At 70.9% G+C, this 17,641-nt stretch carries 14 protein-coding genes; 4 read left to right on the top strand and 10 right to left on the bottom strand.

Annotated features, from left to right (window positions below; all coding sequences use genetic code 11):
* The first annotated feature begins 9 nt into the window (after nt 1–9).
* Nucleotides 10–1,218, top strand: coding sequence for an NAD(P)/FAD-dependent oxidoreductase (locus CEY15_RS06450; RefSeq protein WP_095717769.1), 1,209 nt, complete (start codon nt 10–12; stop codon nt 1,216–1,218).
* A gap of 42 nt (nt 1,219–1,260) precedes the next feature.
* Here CEY15_RS06450 and CEY15_RS06445 read toward each other — a convergent pair whose 3' ends face one another.
* The 6 genes from CEY15_RS06445 to CEY15_RS06420 form a co-directional block, all read right to left on the bottom strand.
* Nucleotides 1,261–2,121: a PhzF family phenazine biosynthesis protein gene (locus CEY15_RS06445; protein ID WP_095717768.1), complete on the bottom strand. Its 861-nt coding sequence runs from the start codon at nt 2,119–2,121 to the stop codon at nt 1,261–1,263.
* 28 nt (nt 2,122–2,149) lie between these two features.
* A complete protein-coding gene (locus CEY15_RS06440) occupies nt 2,150–2,626 on the bottom strand; it encodes a hypothetical protein (RefSeq protein ID WP_095717767.1) in 477 nt (158 codons plus the stop codon).
* A 31-nt stretch (nt 2,627–2,657) separates the two neighbouring features.
* Nucleotides 2,658–3,620: a TIGR03885 family FMN-dependent LLM class oxidoreductase gene (locus CEY15_RS06435; protein WP_095717766.1), complete on the bottom strand. Its 963-nt coding sequence runs from the start codon at nt 3,618–3,620 to the stop codon at nt 2,658–2,660.
* A complete protein-coding gene (locus tag CEY15_RS06430) occupies nt 3,617–5,515 on the bottom strand; it encodes a glycoside hydrolase family 15 protein (protein WP_095717765.1) in 1,899 nt (632 codons plus the stop codon). Before CEY15_RS06430 ends, CEY15_RS06435 begins: the two co-directional genes overlap by 4 nt.
* Before the next feature lie 2 nt (nt 5,516–5,517).
* Nucleotides 5,518–7,557 (bottom strand): SDR family oxidoreductase, encoded by a 2,040-nt coding sequence (locus tag CEY15_RS18945; protein ID WP_281254054.1) that lies wholly within the window; start codon nt 7,555–7,557, stop codon nt 5,518–5,520.
* A 168-nt stretch (nt 7,558–7,725) separates the two neighbouring features.
* Nucleotides 7,726–9,009: an acyl-CoA dehydrogenase family protein gene (locus tag CEY15_RS06420; RefSeq protein WP_095717763.1), complete on the bottom strand. Its 1,284-nt coding sequence runs from the start codon at nt 9,007–9,009 to the stop codon at nt 7,726–7,728.
* Nucleotides 9,010–9,164: 155 nt separating this feature from the next.
* On the opposite strand from CEY15_RS06420, the gene CEY15_RS06415 reads away from it, so the two are divergent.
* Nucleotides 9,165–10,184 (top strand): TIGR03620 family F420-dependent LLM class oxidoreductase, encoded by a 1,020-nt coding sequence (locus CEY15_RS06415; protein ID WP_017835409.1) that lies wholly within the window; start codon nt 9,165–9,167, stop codon nt 10,182–10,184.
* Nucleotides 10,185–10,201: 17 nt separating this feature from the next.
* Here CEY15_RS06415 and CEY15_RS06410 read toward each other — a convergent pair whose 3' ends face one another.
* Nucleotides 10,202–10,738, bottom strand: a complete 537-nt coding sequence (locus CEY15_RS06410; RefSeq protein WP_245847323.1) for a hypothetical protein — start codon at nt 10,736–10,738, stop codon at nt 10,202–10,204.
* 103 nt (nt 10,739–10,841) lie between these two features.
* Between CEY15_RS06410 and CEY15_RS06405 the strand changes: the two genes are divergently transcribed.
* Nucleotides 10,842–12,260: an MFS transporter gene (locus CEY15_RS06405; protein ID WP_095717761.1), complete on the top strand. Its 1,419-nt coding sequence runs from the start codon at nt 10,842–10,844 to the stop codon at nt 12,258–12,260.
* Nucleotides 12,261–12,493: 233 nt separating this feature from the next.
* Here CEY15_RS06405 and CEY15_RS06400 read toward each other — a convergent pair whose 3' ends face one another.
* The 3 genes from CEY15_RS06400 to CEY15_RS06390 are packed head-to-tail and all read right to left on the bottom strand — an operon-like array spanning nt 12,494 to nt 16,207.
* Nucleotides 12,494–13,381 (bottom strand): alpha/beta fold hydrolase, encoded by an 888-nt coding sequence (locus CEY15_RS06400; protein ID WP_095717760.1) that lies wholly within the window; start codon nt 13,379–13,381, stop codon nt 12,494–12,496.
* Nucleotides 13,374–13,898, bottom strand: a complete 525-nt coding sequence (locus CEY15_RS06395) for an SRPBCC family protein (RefSeq protein WP_017835413.1) — start codon at nt 13,896–13,898, stop codon at nt 13,374–13,376. Before CEY15_RS06395 ends, CEY15_RS06400 begins: the two co-directional genes overlap by 8 nt.
* A 56-nt stretch (nt 13,899–13,954) precedes the next feature.
* Nucleotides 13,955–16,207, bottom strand: a complete 2,253-nt coding sequence (locus CEY15_RS06390) for a catalase (RefSeq protein WP_095717759.1) — start codon at nt 16,205–16,207, stop codon at nt 13,955–13,957.
* Between the two features lie 226 nt (nt 16,208–16,433).
* On the opposite strand from CEY15_RS06390, the gene CEY15_RS06385 reads away from it, so the two are divergent.
* Nucleotides 16,434–17,639 (top strand): AI-2E family transporter, encoded by a 1,206-nt coding sequence (locus CEY15_RS06385; protein WP_095717758.1) that lies wholly within the window; start codon nt 16,434–16,436, stop codon nt 17,637–17,639.
* Nucleotides 17,640–17,641 lie beyond the last annotated feature (2 nt).

The raw sequence follows: 17,641 nt of genomic DNA, 5'->3' as shown, positions 1-17,641 counted from the left end.
GTGATCCCCATGACCGACACAGCGCACCCGGCCGACACAGTGAAGTTCCTCGTGATCGGCGGGGGACTCGAAGGGTTGTCGATCGCCTGGAACCTGGCCGAGCGCGGCGAGACCGACGTCCTCGTCGTCGAGAAGGACACCCTGTGCTCCGGCATGACCGGCAAGTCCAGCGGCATCGTCCGCTGCCACTACGGCTCGCCCACCATGGCGGCCCTGAGTTGGCACAGCATCCCGGTGTTCGAGAATGCGACCGGGTTGCTGGGCGACGACATGGCGTTCCGCCAGTGCGGGTACGCGGTGATCGTCGGCGAGGAGAACGTGATCCCGCTGCGCGCGAACGTGGCCATGCAGCAGAGCTTGGGCATCGAGACCGAACTCATCCCGCCGGACCGGATGGCGGAGTTGTGGCCCGGTCTGAACGTCGACGACGTGGCCGCGGCGGCGTGGGAGCCACGTGGCGGTCGCGGGGAGGCGTACATGACGGGGATGGCGTTCGCGGCCGCCGCCCGCCGACACGGGGTCCGGGTCCGCCAGAGCACCCGGGTCACGTCGCTGCTGCGGGGGCGGGGCGACCGGGTGGTGGGAGCCGAGTTCGCGGACGGCAGCACGGTGCATGCCGAGCAGGTGATCCTCGCGACCGGGGTGTGGGCGCCGCAGCTCGGCGCCACCGTCGGTCTGGACCTGCCCGTCCGGGCCCAGCGCGCGCAACTGGTGTTGGTGGATCAGGGCGAACCGCTGGAGCAGGTGCCCACGCTGTCGGACCTGGTGGGCCTGCAGTACCTGTGCCGCGAGCCCAACGGGGAGATCCTCGCCGGCAACTCCGACCACCACTCGCCGCAGTACATCGATCCCGACTCCTACTCCAACCGAGCCGACGACACGACGGTCGAGAAGGTCGTGGAGCGGCTCATGCACCGCCTTCCCGACATGCCGGATCCGGCGATCACCGGCAGTTACGTGGGGGCGTACGACACCACTCCCGACTACAACCCCGTGATCGGCCCGTCACCCCTCGACGGATTGTTCCTGGCGGTCGGCTTCTCGGGGCACGGGTTCAAGATGTCGCCCGCGGTCGGTCGACTGGTCGCGGAGTTGCTCCTCGACGGGACGACGACGATGTCGGGGGTCGACCCGGCGGACTGCCGACTCTCCCGATTCGCCGAGGGCAGGCCCACGATCAGCCTCAACCCCTATGTGGGCGCCGGCGAGATGCGCTGAGCCGCGCCCGCCGGCGTCGCCCGGCGGGATGCCGAGAGCCGGTCAAACCGCCCGGATCTCCCCGGTGACGAGGTGCGCCACATGACCGGTCACCCAGATGCCGGTGCCGGGAGCGTCGTCGCACCCGGCCGATATCGCCACGCGTCCCTCGCGGCCGAGCACGGTGCCCTGCCGGGCGGTGTAGCGCTGCGGCAGCGTGCCGTTGCCGGTGAGCCACACGGCCAACCCCGCCTGGAAACTCCCCGTCACGGGGTCCTCCGGGATCCCGGCCGAGAACGGGAAGAAGCGGACCTCGACATCGACCTCGGCCGGGTCCGCCGGGTCCGTGGGGTAGCGGCCGAGGACTCCCACCCGGTCCCCTGCCAGGGCCTGCATGTCGGGCCTGACGGCGAGAACGGTCTCGGCATCCCGCAGGAGCAGCGCGCACGAGCCGGGGCCGTTGTCCACCCAGGAGTGGTCCACCACGTCGTCGCGGCTCAGGCCCAGGCCCGACACCAGCCGCTCCACCTGCGATTCGCCGAGGGGTCCGGACCTGATCAACTCCGGCGCGGCGAACGACCAGTCTCCGGCCCCCTCGTCGCGGACGGTGATCAATCCGATCCCGCATTCCTGCACGGCCCTGCCCGGCATCCGGGGCCGGCCCCCTGCCTCGTGCCACGCCGCGCACGAACCGAGGGTGGGGTGGCCCGCGAACGGCAGCTCCCCGGCCGGGGTGAAGATGCGGACCCGGTAGTCGGCGGCCTCGGTGGTGGGCGCTAGTAGAAAGGCGGTCTCGGACAGGTTGGTCCACCTGGCGATGGTCGCCATCTGCGTGCCGGACAGTCCGTCCGCGTCGTGGACCACGGCGAGGGGGTTGCCCCGGAACGGGACGGGGGAGAAGACGTCGACCTGCGAGAACCTCATTCCCGAGACGGTACTCCCGGGGCCCAGCTCAGCTCTCGCGGAGCGCTCCCGTGGACTTCAGCCGAAGCTTCTCCAGCTGCGCGCCGTGCTCGACCGCGCGCTCCACCAGCGCCTCCAGGGTCGGCTGGGGCAGCCGCGGGTCGCCTATGTCCAGCAGGGCCCGGAACCCCAACTCCTTGCCCCGGACCGCGATCGTGAGCGCCTCCAGTTCGAGCAGATCGCTGAGCGGGGATCGTTGGGCGAACCGCTGGTTGGGCTTGAGCTGACCGAGCTTCTCCGCCGCCCGCGCCGGCAGGTCCTTGAGTGCCGACGGAGACGTTCCGGCCAGGGTCATGAGTTCCTCGAGGCTGTGGAGGTCGTCCTCGGTCTCGTCGCCGATCCGGGCGACGACCTCACGGATCTCCGGGTCCTCGTGGTCCTGCGCCACACGCCGGAACAGATCCACCCCGGCGGCGGCCCCGGCGTGGTGGTCCTGCATGTACGTGTGCAACATCTCAGTGGCCATGTCCGCGACGTTACGTCGTCTGGTCCTCAGGTCAACCGCGAGCGAGCGCCGGGAGCAGCTCCTGCTCCGCCAATTCCAGGAACCCGAGTTGGTCCTGGGAGACGTGGTGCAGGTAGATCTCGTCGAATCCCAGGTCCTCGAACTCGCGGAGCCGGGCGACGAGGTGGTCGACGGAGTCGGTGACGATCACGGTCTCCTCGATCTTCTCGTCGGGGATGTACCGGGCGACCAGGTCGAACTCCTCGGGGGTGGGCAGGTCGTAGGCGACCGGTGGGTCCACGGCGTGGTTCTGCCACTGGTCGCGGGCGACCTCGCGGGCGCGGCTCATGGTGTCCTCGATGGCCACGTGGACCTGGAGGGCGAGAGGGCCCCGGCCCCCCGCCGTGCGGTACGACTGGATGATCTGCCGGACCGATTCCGGGTCGTCGTTGATCGTGATGAGTCCATCGGCCCAGTTCGCCGCCCGCGCGGCGGTCTCCGGGGTGAGCGCCGGGCCCATGATCCGGGGTGGCGTCTCGGGTAGTGAGTACACCCGCGCCTTCTCGACGTCGACGAGACCGTGGTGCGTGACCTCCTCGCCGCGGTGCAGGCGGCGGATGACGTCGACGCTCTCCTCCAGGCGGGCCTGCCGGGTGGCCTTGTCGGGCCATTTGTCGCCGGTGATGTGCTCGTTCATGTTCTGGCCGCTGCCGAGGGCCACCCAGAAGCGATCGGGGAACATCTCCGCCAGCGTCGCCGACGACTGGGCGACCACGGCGGGGTGGTAGCGCTGGCCGGGCGCACAGACGGTACCGAACGTCATGTCGGTGGTGGCCAGTGCCGCACCCAACCACGACCAGGCGAAGCCCGAATGGCCCTGGCGGGTGGACCAGGGGGAGAAGTGGTCGGAGCACATCGCGATGCGGAAGCCCGCCCGTTCGGCCTGCTGGACGTCCCGCAGCAACCTGCCCGGGGAGATCTGTTCGTGCGAGGCGTGGAATCCGTACGTGGTCATCGTTCGCCTTCCTCTCGTCCCTTCCGGGCCGCCTGCAGGGCGTCGGCCGCCCGGATCAACCCGATGTGGCTGAACGCCTGGGGGAAGTTCCCCGCCAGGCGGCCGGATTCGGGGTCGAACTCCTCGGAGAACAGCCCCAGGTCGCTGCCCCGGGACACCATGGTGTCCATGAGGTTCTGGGCATCATCGATGCGGCCGCTCCCGGCGTACTGCTCGACCAGCCAGAAGGTGCACAGGACGAACGGGTACTCGCCGCCCTCCAGGCCGTCGATCCCGCTGTCGACCCGGTACCGGTGGACGAAGCCCTCCTCGGTGACGAGGTCCCGTTCGATGCACGCCACCGTCCCGAGCATCCGGGGGTCGTCGTAGTCCAGGAACCCGGTGTGGGGGAGCTGGAGCAGGGAGGCGTCCACCTCGGAGTTGTCATAGGTCTGGGTGAAGCTGCCCAGCTCGGAGTCGTATCCGTGCTCGTCGATCTCCTCGGCCAGGCGGGACCGCAACTCACGCCACCGCTCGACGGGGCCGTCGAGCCCGTGCTCCTCGACCGCGCGGACGCCACGGTCGAAGGCGGCCCACATCATGGCCCTGCCGTGGGTGAAGTGGTGGGTGGACCCGCGCATCTCCCAGATGCCGTGGTCCTCCCGGTCGAAGTGCTTCTCCGCGTAGCGCAGGAGACCCTTCTGCAACCCCCAGGTGTACTCGTCCTCGTGGGCCCCGGCCTCGCGCAGGTCGTGCAGCGCGATCATCACCTCCCCCACGACGTCGGCCTGGTACTGGTCGGCGGCTCCGTTGCCGATGCGCACCGGACGGGAGTCCTCGTAGCCGTCGAGGTGGTCGAGCTCCATCTCGATCAGCTGGCGCTCCCCGCCCAGGCCGTACATGATCTTGACGTCGTCGACGTCACCGGCGACCGCACGCAGGAGCCAGTCCCGCCACAGTTCGGCGCCCTCTGTGAGCCCGTGTGCCACCACGACCTCGATGGTGAACGCCGCGTCGCGGAGCCAGGTGTAGCGGTAGTCCCAGTTCCTCTCGCCGCCGAAGTACTCGGGAAGTGAGGTGGTCGGCGCGGCCACGATGGCCCCCGTGTCCAGGTTGGTGAGCGCTCGCAGGACGAGCAGCGACCGGGTCACCTCAGGCCGGGGATCGCAGTCGACCTCCAGCTGTGACGACCACTCGGTCCAGGCGCTGATGGTCGCCGCGATGGTCTCGTCGGCCTCGGGCGGGTCGGGCACGTCTGCGTGGGACGGGAACCACGTCAGGTCCCAGTCCAGCCGCTCCCCGGCGCGGACGTCGAACGTCCCCTCGAGTCGGCGGGCGCGCCCACCCTCCTGAGATCGTTCGTCGTCTCGCACGTCGGCGTGGGTGTCGTCGGTGGGCGACGAGTCGTCGTCGTCCTCGTCGGGCCACCGCAGCATCGGCCCGGTCACCAGGATGCCGTCGGGCCCCGCCAGTGCCAGCAGCGCTCGGTGCTCCCCGTCTCTGGCGATCTCCCGGGTCCACGGCGTGGCCCGTGCGTAGTCGAACCGCAGGCGCAGGTCGTGCTCGACGGTCACCTCGCCGTCGAGGCATTCGACCCGGCGGATCAGATCCCCCTGCGACTCGCTCCGCAGGAGGCAGTCGGTCACCCGGGCGGTGCCGGACGGGGACCGCCAGGTCGTCTCGAGCACGAAGGTCTCCGGGATGTAGCGGCGGTCGAGCACCTCACCGTCGACCACCGACAGGCGCCACCGGCCGGCCTCCGGTCCGTCGAGCAGGGCCGAGAACACGGCGGGGGAGTCGAATCTGGGCAGGCAGAGCCAGTCGATGCTCCCGTCCCGCGACACGAGCGCTCCGGTTCGCAGGTCGGACAGCAGCGCGTAGTCCTCCAGGGGTGTACTGCGTGTCGGGCTCGCCATCTCTAGAAAACGGGCTTGCCGCCGGTCACGCCGAGCACGGTGCCCGAGACGTAGCCGGCGTCCGAGGGCGAGGCGAGGAAGACGAACGCGCCAGCGCACTCCGCGGGCTGTCCCGCGCGGCCGAGGGGGGTGTCCGACCCGAACTCCTCCAGCTTCTCGCCGGGCTGCGTGGCCGGTTGCAACGGCGTCCAGATGGGGCCGGGGGCGACCGCGTTCACCCGGATGCCCCGGGACCCGAGTTCGGAGGCGAGGTTGACGGTGAGGTTGTTCAGGGCCGACTTGGTGGCCGCGTAGTCGAGCAGCGGCGGGGCCGGTTGGTAGGCCTGGATCGACGTGGTGGTGATGATCGACGACCCGGGGCCGAGGTGCTCCAATGCCTCCTGGCTCGCCCAGATGGTGGCGTAGAGATTGGTCTTGAAGACCCGGTCCATGTTCTCGCTGTCCATGGTCTCCAGACCCTCGCCGCGCGCGTGCTGGTAGCCGGCGTTGTTGACGAGGATGTCCAGTCCGCCGAGCTGCTGCGCCGCGTCCCGGACCATCTGCCGACACTGGGTCTCGTCGCGCAGGTCGCAGGGCAGCAGGACCGCCCGTCGCCCCGCGTCCTCGATCCAGCCCCGGGTGTCCTGGGCGTCGGATTCCTCCTCCGGAAGGTAGGAGATCGCCACGTCGGCGCCCTCGCGGGCGTAGGCGATGGCCGCGGCTCGCCCGATCCCCGACTCGCCGCCGGTGATGAGGGCCTTCATGCCCCGGAGCTTGTCCGATCCGCGATAGGTGTGTTCCCCGTGGTCGGGGACCGGGGTCATCTCGGAGCTGAGCCCGGGGGGCTGCTGTTCCTGGGCTGGGAACCCGCCGCTCTCGTTGGTCATCTCCTCGGCACGTCGTGTGATATCGCGTGTGGTGCTCATATTTCCAACGTACGTAACGCTCTCGTATCCGCCACCGGCACGCGGGTCGGGATGCGAGTCGGCACGCGGATGGGCATGGACGGGGACAGCCGGGCCGACGGGCGGCCGGGTGGCCCGGCCGGCGGCCGCCTCCAGCGCCGCCACGGCCTCGACCTGAGACATCCCGGTGATCCGGAGGAGGTCGATCACGGCCGACCGGATCTGCCCCACCGCCACGCTGACGGCCGGCGAGCTCGGTGTGGCATAGGTGGAGGAGGCCGAGATCGCCGAGTCCAGCGCCAGGCGGCGGACCAGTTCGGCGTCCCCGGAGCCGGTGGTCCATCGGCGGAGCTCCTCCACGGCGGACACCAGGTGGTCGAGCGCGTCCACGACGACCGGGTCGACGGGGTCGCCGTGGCGGACCAGGTTCGCTCCCGCCCGGCACAGCGCCCGCCCGGAGGTGACCAGCAGCACCACCCGGTCGCCGAGTCTCCCCGAGGCCCGCAGCGCCCGCCGGCGTTCGGCACGTGCGCGACCGGGACCCGCGGGGAGACGTTCCCGCGTGGCGGATGCGGCGTCGAGGAGTTCCTGGCGGGCGGCGGCGAGGTCGTCCATCTCCTCGAGCCGCCGCTCGGTGCCGATCAGCGACCCGGCGGCGAGGTCGTCTCGCAGGGCGGTGAGCACGGAGGCGAATCGATCCAGGTGCCGGGCGGCGACCGCGGTGACCCTGTGGCGGGAATGGTGGGGGACCACCGAGGTCAGCGCGACCGCCACCGCGCCGCCGATCACCGCGTCACCGAGCCTGATCCACGGGCCGGTCTCCAGGACGGGGACGAGGACCATGACGACGACTGCCGCGACCGCCGCCTGATTGCTCAGCAGGCCACTCGCACGGAACGCCACCGCAGCGGTGGTCGCCGCGAGGACCGCCACCGTGAGCTGCCACGCGCCGACACCGAACCACCGGGCCAGGAGTTCGGCGGCCACGATCCCCAGGAGCACGCCCGTGGAGATCTCGAGCGCCCGGACCCGCCGCTGCCCTGCCGAGAGCCCGGTCGCGACCACGGCGGCGATCGGCGCGAAGACCGCGTTCTGGGGGCCGAACACCAGCTCGGCGAGGAGAAAGGCGAGGCCGGCGGCCGTCGCGGCGAGAAGCAGGGTGGGCGAGTACCGGACGACCCTCGCCCAGGACTCGGACCCGCGTCGGCGCGCGCCCCCGACCAGCCGGGACCAGTGGGCGGAACTCTCCGACTCGATGCGACACCACCTCCGGCTACCGGCGTGAGTCCACGGTACGGGCGGGCCGCGGGGACGTCATCCGGATGATCAGCGCGAGAGCAGCCCCTTGGCGATGTGGGTCACCTGGATCTCGTTACTACCGGCGTAGATCATGAGCGATTTGGCATCCCTGGCGAGTTGTTCGACCCGGTACTCGGCCATGTACCCGTTGCCTCCGAAGAGCTGAACCGCGTCCATCGCGACCTCGGTCGCCGCCTCGGAGGAATAGAGCTTCATGGCCGACGCCTCGGCCAGGGTGAGTGGCTTCCCGGCCCGCGCGCGCTCGATGGACTGGAACACCATGTTCTGCACGTTGATCCGCGCCACCTCCATCCGGGCCAGTTTGAGCTGGATCAGTTGGAAGCGTCCGATCTCCTGGCCCCACAGGGTCCGCTCCCGGGAGTAGGCCACGCAGAGCCGGTGGCATTCCTGAATGATCCCCAGCGCCATGATCGCCACACCGGTGCGCTCGGCGGTGAAGCTGGACCTGGCGGACTCCCGCCCGTCGCCACCCCGGTGGTCCTCGGTCTCCCCGAGGAGGCGGTCGCGGCCGAGACGGACGTCGTCGAAGAACAACTCGCCGGTGGGGGAGCTGTGCAGGCCCATCTTCTTGAACGGGGCGCTCTGGGTCAGGCCGTCCATCCCCGTGTCCAGGACGAAGGTCAGGACCCTGCGGTCCCGCTTGGCGGTCGCGGCGGCACCGTCGTCGACACCGGCTGCCGCGCCCTCGTCGAGCTTGGCGTAGACGATCATCACGTCGGCGTGCGGGCCGTTGGTGATGAACGTCTTGCGGCCGTTGAGGATGTAGTCGTCGCCGTCCCTCCGCACGTAGGTCCGCATCCCGCCGAACGCGTCCGACCCCGAGTCCGGCTCCGTGATCGCCCACGACGCGACCTTCTCCATGGTCACGATGCCCGGCAGCCAGCGTTCCTTCTGCGCCAACGTGCCGCGCGACATGATCGTCGTGGCGCCCAGCCCGATGCTCACCCCGAGCGCGGAGACCAGGCCCATGCACGCTCCCGCGAGCTCGCTGATCACCACCGCCATCAGCGAGTCCTGGCCCTCGAACGCCCCGCCCGACCCGCTCGACTCGATCGCTCCGCTCGAGGTCTCCGACGCGCCCGCCTCCCGCGCACGCTGCCCGGCGAGCATCTTGCTCACCGCGTCGGCGGCCATGGTGTCGATCGCGAACTCCGCGAACAGTCTGCGGATGATCGGGTACGGCGTCATCTCCCCGCTCTCCAGGGCGTCCAGGTTCGGACGGATCTCCTTGTCGATGAAGCCCCGTACGGCCTCTCGGATCATCAGGTCGGTCTCGGACCACTCGAACATCGACGTCTCATCTCCTCGGTGTCCCAGGGCGCCGCTGGAACGTGTTCCGCCTGAAGTCTGCCGCGCCCCCGTCGGGCGGGGCGTGGTTTCGGCGTGAAACGCCTCGCAGCACTCAGGGCGCACAGCAGCTCGCACAGTCGGGCACACTCGGGTGCATGAGCGATTCCCCCCACGATGCGACCGATCGGGCTGACCACGACCGGGTTGACCACGAGCGGGCCGGCGGCAACCGGGCTGACGACAGTAGGGCTGCCGACAACCGGGCCGGTCGCGCCCAGCTGGGGAGGGTCGGCCTGTGGACGGGTTCGCTTGAGGGCGTGCCGCCGGCGGGGATCCCGGACCTGCTCGGCGAACTCGACGACCAGGGCTGGGGGTCGCTGTGGTTCGGGGAGGCCGTCGGGCGTGAGGCGTTCACCGCCGCGCAGCTCTATCTGTCGGCCACCAGCCGCATGGCCATCGGCACGGGAATCGCGAACATCTACGGACGGGACGCCTCGGCCGCCGGCGCGGCCGCGCGCACCATCGAGGCCCTGCACCCCGGTCGGTTCGTGCTCGGCCTCGGGGTCTCCCACGCCCCGCTGGTGGAACGGCACCGCGGACACCACTACGGTCGCCCGCTGTCGGCGATGCGCGAGTACCTCGACGCGCTCGACCGTTCCCAGCCCATGGCGGCGGGGGAGGACACCATGCCGCCGGTGGTGCTGGCCGCGCTCGGGCCCAAGATGCTCGAGTTGTCCCGGGACCGGACCTCCGGAGCGCACCCGTATCTGACCCTGCCCGAGCACACCGCGCGGGCGCGCGAGATCCTCGGCGGGTCCGGGGATGACGGGCCGGCGCTGGTGGTGGAACACGCCGCGGTGCTCGCCGCAGGTGTAGAGGACGACGACGAGCTGTGGCGGTCGCGGGCCCGGGACCACCTGAACATCTACACGGGACTGCCGAATTACCGGAACTCGTGGACCCGCCAGGGCTTCGACGAGTCCGACTACATCCGCGGCGGCAGCGACCGCCTGCAGGCGGCCTTGGTGACCCGGGGGATCGAGGCCACGCGGGTCCGGGTGCAGGAGCACCTGGACGCGGGCGCCTCCACGGTGCTCGTGCAGGTGCTCGGTGAGAACGTCCTGGCCCCGCCGGTAGAGGACTGGCGACGCGCGTCCGAGGGCCTCCTGGTCTGATCGCTCCTGGTCCCCGATCAGCCCTGGTACGCGGCGGTGTCGACGACGATCGGCCCCGCCACGGCTCCCCCGGTTGTGGTGAGGCGGTACTCGACCCGACCCGATCCGGTGGAGATGATCGCGTCGTAGGGGTGGGCGATGGGGTCCGGGACCCCGAGGGAGAACCGGGGGTGGGGGATCTGCGCGACCTTCTCCCCGCTCGCGCCGGTGTCCAGGTTGCGCCACGACAGCGTGGCGGTCAGGGCGCACGGACCCACGCCCGCGACCGCGAAGGCCCAGCTCACACTAGCCGTACCGGGATACCCGTCGCCCCGGAGTGAGGTGGACACGGCGCCGGCGCACGCACCGGTGGGAGACCCGCCCCAGGCGACCAGACGGTTCGGGGCGGGCAGGACCTGGACGACCGCCTCGGAGGAGCCCTGGGCGTGCGCCGTGGCCGGGGCCGCGAGGGCGGCCGACGAGGCGACGGCCGTGGCAGCGAGAGTCGCGACGACGGTGACGGGGAGACGGCGGGCGGACCGCCGGGACGTTCCGGTGATGTTCACACTGGTCATGCTCGCACCGGGTGATGCGGACCACAAGAGCGCGGGGTCGGGAGCGAACGCGGTCGACACCTGTCTGTAATGTCCGACTACAGGTCTCTGGAAGGACACGACGATGGGCGGTAGGACTCGGGGCGGGGACGCCGTTCGTGCGGAGCAGAACGGGCTGGTCCTCGTTCTGGCCTTCGGCGGCATCGTCATGTCCCTCACCCAGACCCTGGTCATCCCACTGCTGGGCATGCTGCCCGCCATCCTCGGCACGTCGGCGACCAACGCAGCGTGGGTCGTCACCGTCACCCTGCTCGCCGGAGCGGTGGCCGGCCCGGTGATGGGGCGTCTCGGCGATCTCTACCCCAAGAAGAACGTCCTCATCGGCGTCACCGCGGTGATGGTCGTCGGGTCCGTGTTGTGCGCCCTGGCCACCTCGTTGTGGCCGATGCTCATCGGCAGGGCGCTCCAGGGCGTGGGGATCGGGGTCATCCCGATCGGCATCGCGACGATGCGTGAGGTCCTGCCCGCCGTGCGCCTCGGCCCGGCGATCGCATTGATGAGCTCCTCGTTGGGGGTCGGTGGTGCGCTCGGGCTCCCGGCGGCGGCCGCCCTCGCGCAGTACGGCTCCTGGCAGTGGATGTTCTGGGGCACGGCCGTGCTCGGCCTCGGGATCATCGCGATGATGGCCCTGCGCATCCGGTCGCTGCCGGCGGCCAAGCCCGACGGGACCCTGGATCCCGTCGGCGCCCTGGGTCTCGCGGTGGGTCTGATCGCGCTCCTGTTGGCGGTGTCCAAGGGCGCGGACTGGGGCTGGGCCTCCCCTCTGACCCTCGGACTGTTCGTCCTGGCCGCCGTCGCGTTCCCCGTGTGGGGCTGGTGGGTCCTGCGTCACCCGTCTCCGCTCATCGACCTGCGGGTGGCGGCCCGGCGACCGGTCCTGTTGACCAACATCGCCTCGATCCTCGTGGGCATGGGGCTCTACGCGCAGCTGCTGGTGATCCCGCAGATCCTCCAGCTCCCCGTGGCCACCGGTCATGGTCTCGGCCAGTCGATGGTCGCGATGGGACTGTGGATCGCGCCCGGCGGGCTGGCCATGATGGCCGTGTCCCCCCTCAGCGGACGGCTCATCACCACCCGCGGCCCCAAGCCCACGCTCATCCTGGGATCGCTGGTCATCGCGACCGGCTACGCCTCCGCCCAGTTCCTCATGGGGTCGACGTGGGGCGTCATGATCGCGGCCGTCATCACCAGCGCCGGGGTGGGTCTGGCCTACGGCGCCATGCCCGCGCTCATCATGTCGTCGGTGCCGCACTCCGAGATGGGGTCCGCCAACAGCGTCAACACGCTCATGCGCTCGATCGGCACCACCACCGCCGCGGCGGTCCTCGGCGTGATCCTCACGCAGATGTCGGTGGACTTCGGGGGGTTGTTCGTCCCCACCGAGACCGGTTTCCGTGTGGGCCTGCTGCTTGGGTGCGGCGTCGCCCTGGCCGCTGCGGCGGTCGCCGCCGTGATCCCGCCGCCGTGGGAGGGGGAGGACTGACCCGCCGAGCGCCGCGAGACCCGCGGCCGCTCCATCGCCTCGGCGCCCGCACCACCGCGGGCCGCGCGGGACTCACGCGGCGCCCGCGGACTTGCGAGGCGTGTCGGGACCGATCCCGCCGCGTAACCGGGTCTCAGCCTGACATTCCGCCCGCATAGGCCAAAGGGGCCGCGCACCCGGGGCCGCGCACCCGGGGCCGCGCACCCGGGGCGAGGCGCGGTCGGTGAGGCGGGTCAGCTTCCGGCGCGCGCGGCGATCTCGCGGGCCAACTCCTCGGGGCGTTCCTCCGGTATCCAGTGGCTCGCGCCGCTCATCTCCACGAAGCGGTAGTCCGCGTCCACGAACCGGGCCGTCCGCTCGGCGCCACCGCGACCGAGGGCCGGGTCGTGATCGCTCCAGACGAACGTCGTGGGCACGCGGACGCGGGCGGTGGCCTTCCCGGGCGAGGCCAGCGGCAGCGCCCGGTACCACCCGAGTCCGCCGGGCACGGCACCGTCGGCGACCATCTCGCCGTGGTAGCGCGCGATCATCTCCGGCGTCATACCCATCCCGGCAAGTGCCCGGTCCGGCAGGCCGCCGCGCGAACAGAGCAGCCGCTCCGGCAGCCAGGGGAGCTGGAACAGTCCGATGTACCAGGACCGGAGCAGCTGGTCGGAGAGGAACATGGCCTGCCGGAAGGCCGCCAGGTGGGGCACCGATACCGCCGTCAGTGACAGGACCCGGTCGGGATGCCCGGCGGCCACCGCCCACGCCACGGCCGCGCCCCAGTCGTGGCCGACGACGTGCGCGGCGGGCAGGTTCGCGCTGTCGAGCAGGGCGAGGACGTCGCCCACCAACTCGGAGAGCCGGTACGCTCGCCGCCCCGAGGGGCGGGCGGTGGAGCAGTAGCCTCGCTGGTCCAGGACCAGGGTGCGGAACCCGGCCGCGTGGAGGTGGGGAATTACCGCGTTCCAGCTGCTCGTGCGCTGAGGGAAGCCGTGGAGGAGCACCACGACCGCGCCGTCGACCGGTCCGGAATCGATGGCCCGGAATGTGAGGCGACCCCGGGAGAACGTGATCTCCCGGGACGTCGCCGGTTCGGGTCGCGGCGGGGTCGGGCCGGGGGAGGTCGGTTCAGCCACGGACGTATCCTCTCCGGACAGCCCGCTCAAGGATGCCCAGGGTCGCTTTGAGCGCGGACGCGTCCAGCACCGGCAGGATGCCGGAGTCGCGCCACTTCGGGTGGGCCTCGGACCAGTCGTAGTAGCTCACGACCTCGGTCCTCTCGCCGAGCGGCGTCAGGCGGTACCCGTAGGTATGGCCGATGGGCGGCCTGATCTGGCCGTCGATGGTCCAGGCGATCTCCTCGCCCGGCACGTACCGGGTGATGATCACGGTCACGTCGTACCGGCCGAGGTCGTAGTCGCCGAGTGACTCCCGGTCCATGTGGACGACGAACCGGTCGCCCGGGGCCGTGACCACCGACCCCTCGGCGGACTGCAGCATCCCCGAGGAGTCGATGGCCACGTGACCGTCCGGATCGCAGAGCACGGCGAAGATCCGGTCCGCCGGCGCCGCGATGACCCGCGTGGCCTCGAGGCGGGTCCCGGGGGCGGCGGCGTCGGCCCCGGACGAGCTGGTCGGTTCGCTGTCCGTCATGCCGTCGACGCTACCCCCGGGTATCGGCCGGGCGCTGTGGCGAGGTGGGAGTCGCCTCAGATCCGTACGGGGTCCGGCCGGTCCCATGCACGGTGGGTGGCGAGCAGCGGCTTGAGCGCGGGCAGCACCCCGGCCGCCTCGTCCACCACCACGACTCCGGGGGAGTCGGTGGTGAGCCCCACGTCCGCGAGTCCGTCGAGGGGAGCCAGCGAGGCGATCGCCTTCTTGTGCCGGTACATCTCGCTGATCAGCACATCGGTCCTCGGGTGGGCGGGGAGGTCCACCACGACGAGCGCGTCGAACTCGATCGACCGCTGCGTCTGGTACGTCCGTGACACGGCGACGGTCGCATCCGGCTCGCCCTCGCCCAGCCGGCCACCGGTCGGGGCGATGACCAGCGGGACCATATCGTCGGCGAAGACCGCCTGTTCGAGCTCCTTGACCGCGGCGACATCGGACCCCTCGGTCACGAGGATCCCGATGAGACGCCCGTCGGAGGGCCACTCGCGCCCGATCTGGGACAGCGCGGGGCTGGTGACGACCTCGGCCGTGGGCACCTCGGCGGGTGCTGGCAGACCGAGACCGGTGGCGACGGTGACGGCGAGGCCGTGGTCGATCCGGGCCAGCTGCTCGACCTGCCGGATCTTGATGTTCTCCTCGTAGCACTTACCCAGTTCGAACGTGTACGCGGCAGCGATGTGCTCCTGCTCCACCTCGGTCATGCTGGCGTAGAATAGGGTCGCTTGCGAGAAGTGGTCGTCGAAGGTCGCCGGGGCGTCGCGGACCACCTGGGCGTCGGCGATCTGCTGGGCCACCTCCACGAGGGCACCGTCACTGGCGCCCGCGAGGAACGGGCATCCGCCGTCGAGGCTGTTCGGCTGGTACGGTGCGACCCCCACGTGATCGGCGGTCTGGTGCATCCCGTCGCGCAGCATGTCGTTGACCGGGGCGTGCGGCCGGTTGATCGGCAGCTGCCCGAAGTTCGGTCCGCCCAGGCGCGTGAGCTGGGTGTCGAGGTAGGAGAACAGCCGGCCCTGCAGGAGCGGGTCGCTGGTCACGTCGATGCCCGGCGCCAGGTGACCCGGGTGGAACGCGACCTGCTCGGTCTCGGCGAAGTAGTTCTTGGGGTTGGCGTTGAGCGTCATGGTGCCGATCACCTGCACCGGCGCGAGCTCCTCGGGGACGATCTTGGTGGGGTCGAGCAGGTCGATCCCGTGGAACATCTCGCTGACGCCGTCGGAGTCCACGGTGTCGGGGAACACCTGGATCCCCAGATCCCACTTCGGGAACGCGCCGGCCTCGATGGCGTCGGCCAGGTCCCGGCGGTGCAGATCGGGATCCATGCCGGCCGCGATCTGTGCCTCCTCCCACACCAGCGAGTGCACGCCGAGGTGGGGCTTCCAGTGGAACTTGACCAGGCTGGTCTCGCCCGCGTCGTTGATGAGCCGGAAGGTGTGGACCCCGAAGCCCTCCATCGTCCGGTAGGAGCGGGGGATGCCGCGGTCGGACATGTTCCACATGGTGTGGTGCTGCGCCTCGGTGTGGAGGGAGACGAAGTCCCAGAAGGTGTCGTGCGCGCTCTGGGCCTGGGGGATCTCTCGGTCCGGGTGGGGCTTGGCGGCGTGGACCACGTCGGGGAACTTGATGGCGTCCTGGATGAAGAACACGGGGATGTTGTTCCCGACCAGGTCCCACGTGCCCTCGTCGGTGTAGAACTTGGTCGCGAAACCTCGCGTGTCGCGGACGGTGTCGGCGGATCCGCGCGACCCGAGCACGGTGGAGAACCGGACGAAGACCTCGGTCTGCTTACCGTCGGCGAAGACGCCGGCCTTGCACACGCTCGCGGCGGCGCCGTTGCCCTCGAAGACACCGTGCGCACCGGCGCCGCGGGCGTGGACCGCGCGCTCCGGGATCCGCTCGTGGTCGAAGTGCATGATCTTCTCGCGCAGATGATGGTCCTGCAGCAGGACCGGGCCGCGGCGGCCGGCCTTCTGGGAGTGATCGGTCTCGGAGAGCCGCGCGCCCTGCGCGGTGGTGAGGAACTCTCCTTGTTGGCGGGCGGCGTCCTCGGTATCGGAGGACTCCGCTCCGGTGGGGCTGTACGGCGTCGCGCCCTTCTGGTCCGGCTTGGGGGGAAGCGGGCCGGTGGGGTCGGTGGGCTCCTCGAGCGACGGGGGCGTGGGGGCCGGGACACCGGGTACGACGTCTGCGCCGCCGATGACCTCGTCGGCGAGCTTGCCGGCGGCGTCGGCGACCTTCTTGGCGGCCGCTTCGGCCGTCTTCGATGCGGCGGATTTCTTGTCAGACATGTGACTCCTCCGATGGGTTGCGTGTGAGTGCACGGATGTCACACCGACTCTCCCACTCGGCGCGGACCACGCAACCAGTCGCGAGGGAGGTCCGGGTGCCGTACGCTGCACCGCCCGGTCGCCCGCACCCGCGTCGCCTCCCGTGGTCCCCCCGCGCCCTCCCGCCGGTGTGGCCGGGACTCACGAACTCGACGTCGACTGAGGTCAGCGCGCCTATGGTGTTCTCATGTCGACCCGCGGTGAGGACACCGGCACGACCGTGATCCCCCGATCCCATCTCCCGTATCCGGTGGTGCTGGCGGCGGCCTGGGCGGCGTGCCTGCTGCTGATCGCCGGGGGCGGGTGGATCCTCGGCCAGGCCATGGGCCGGTTGGCGATCATCCTGGCACCGCTCGCCATCGCGGTGTTGCTCGCGGCCATGCTCAGGCCGCTCGTGGACCGCGTGCCCCGGCAGGTCCCGCGGGCGCTGGCGTCCCTCGTCGTCGTCCTCGGCGTCCTGGTGCTGGTCGTCGGGGCGCTTGGTGTGGTCACCACGCAGCTCGCGACCGGGGTTCCGGAGATGAGGGACAAGATCGGAAGCGGCGTCGACACCGCACTGCAGTGGCTGGAGGAGGGGCCGCTCCACCTGACCGCCGACCGCCTGCAGGAGGCGGTGACCCAGGTCCGCGGCTGGATCGAGTCCCACTCCGAGGCCGTCGCCGCGGGCGCCGTGCAGTTCGGCCACACCGCCGTCGACGCGGTGGCGGGCATGCTCATCTGTCTGGTGGCCCTGTTCTTCTTCCTCTACCAGGGGGAGACGCTGTGGAGGTTCTTCGTCAGGTGGTTCCCGCGTGCGGGCCGCCTCAGGGTCGATCGGGCACTGCGGCAAGGATGGATCAGTCTCGGCGCCTACACCCGCACGCAGGTGACCGTGGCGGCGATCAACGCCACCGGCGTCGGGCTCGGTGCGTTGGTGCTGCGCGTGCCCTTCGTGATCCCCATCGTGGTGGTGGTGTTTCTCGCGTCGTTCGTCCCCATCGTGGGCACCCTCGTCGCGGGGGTGATCCCCACGGTCCTGGCGCTGGTGGACCGGGGGCTGGTGATCGCCATCGCCATGCTGGCGATCGTCCTGGTGGTTCACCTGATGGAGTCGCACCTGTTGCAGCCCCTCCTCATGGGTCACGCGGTGGCGCTGCATCCGTTGGCCGTGATCGTGGTGGTGGCCGCGGGCACGTACCTGTTCGGCATCGTGGGAGCGCTGTTCGCCGTCCCCGTCACCGCCATGGCCAACACGGTGGTGAGATACCTGGCCGGGGGAGACGACGACCCGGCCGACGACGACCCGGCCGGGCCACCGATCGACGGGCCGGGGCCGGTGCCCGACCGCGCCAGGGTGTCCGGGCCGGACGACGGCGAGGCCACTGCCCCCGGCGGCGGCCCCGTCACCCGCTGACC

The organism is Dietzia natronolimnaea, from assembly GCF_002289575.1.
GTDB classification, from domain to species: domain Bacteria; phylum Actinomycetota; class Actinomycetes; order Mycobacteriales; family Mycobacteriaceae; genus Dietzia; species Dietzia natronolimnaea_A.
This window is presented reverse-complemented; position numbering and strand designations above follow the sequence as displayed.

Coding starts and splice junctions, on each gene's coding strand:
- CEY15_RS06450 (WP_095717769.1), top strand. CDS start 10: ATGACCGACACAGCGCACCCGGCCGACACAGTGAAGTTCCTCGTGATC.
- CEY15_RS06445 (WP_095717768.1), bottom strand. CDS start 2,121: ATGAGGTTCTCGCAGGTCGACGTCTTCTCCCCCGTCCCGTTCCGGGGC.
- CEY15_RS06440 (WP_095717767.1), bottom strand. CDS start 2,626: ATGGCCACTGAGATGTTGCACACGTACATGCAGGACCACCACGCCGGG.
- CEY15_RS06435 (WP_095717766.1), bottom strand. CDS start 3,620: ATGACCACGTACGGATTCCACGCCTCGCACGAACAGATCTCCCCGGGC.
- CEY15_RS06430 (WP_095717765.1), bottom strand. CDS start 5,515: ATGGCGAGCCCGACACGCAGTACACCCCTGGAGGACTACGCGCTGCTG.
- CEY15_RS06420 (WP_095717763.1), bottom strand. CDS start 9,009: ATGTTCGAGTGGTCCGAGACCGACCTGATGATCCGAGAGGCCGTACGG.
- CEY15_RS06415 (WP_017835409.1), top strand. CDS start 9,165: ATGAGCGATTCCCCCCACGATGCGACCGATCGGGCTGACCACGACCGG.
- CEY15_RS06410 (WP_245847323.1), bottom strand. CDS start 10,738: ATGACCAGTGTGAACATCACCGGAACGTCCCGGCGGTCCGCCCGCCGT.
- CEY15_RS06405 (WP_095717761.1), top strand. CDS start 10,842: ATGGGCGGTAGGACTCGGGGCGGGGACGCCGTTCGTGCGGAGCAGAAC.
- CEY15_RS06395 (WP_017835413.1), bottom strand. CDS start 13,898: ATGACGGACAGCGAACCGACCAGCTCGTCCGGGGCCGACGCCGCCGCC.
- CEY15_RS06390 (WP_095717759.1), bottom strand. CDS start 16,207: ATGTCTGACAAGAAATCCGCCGCATCGAAGACGGCCGAAGCGGCCGCC.
- CEY15_RS06385 (WP_095717758.1), top strand. CDS start 16,434: ATGTCGACCCGCGGTGAGGACACCGGCACGACCGTGATCCCCCGATCC.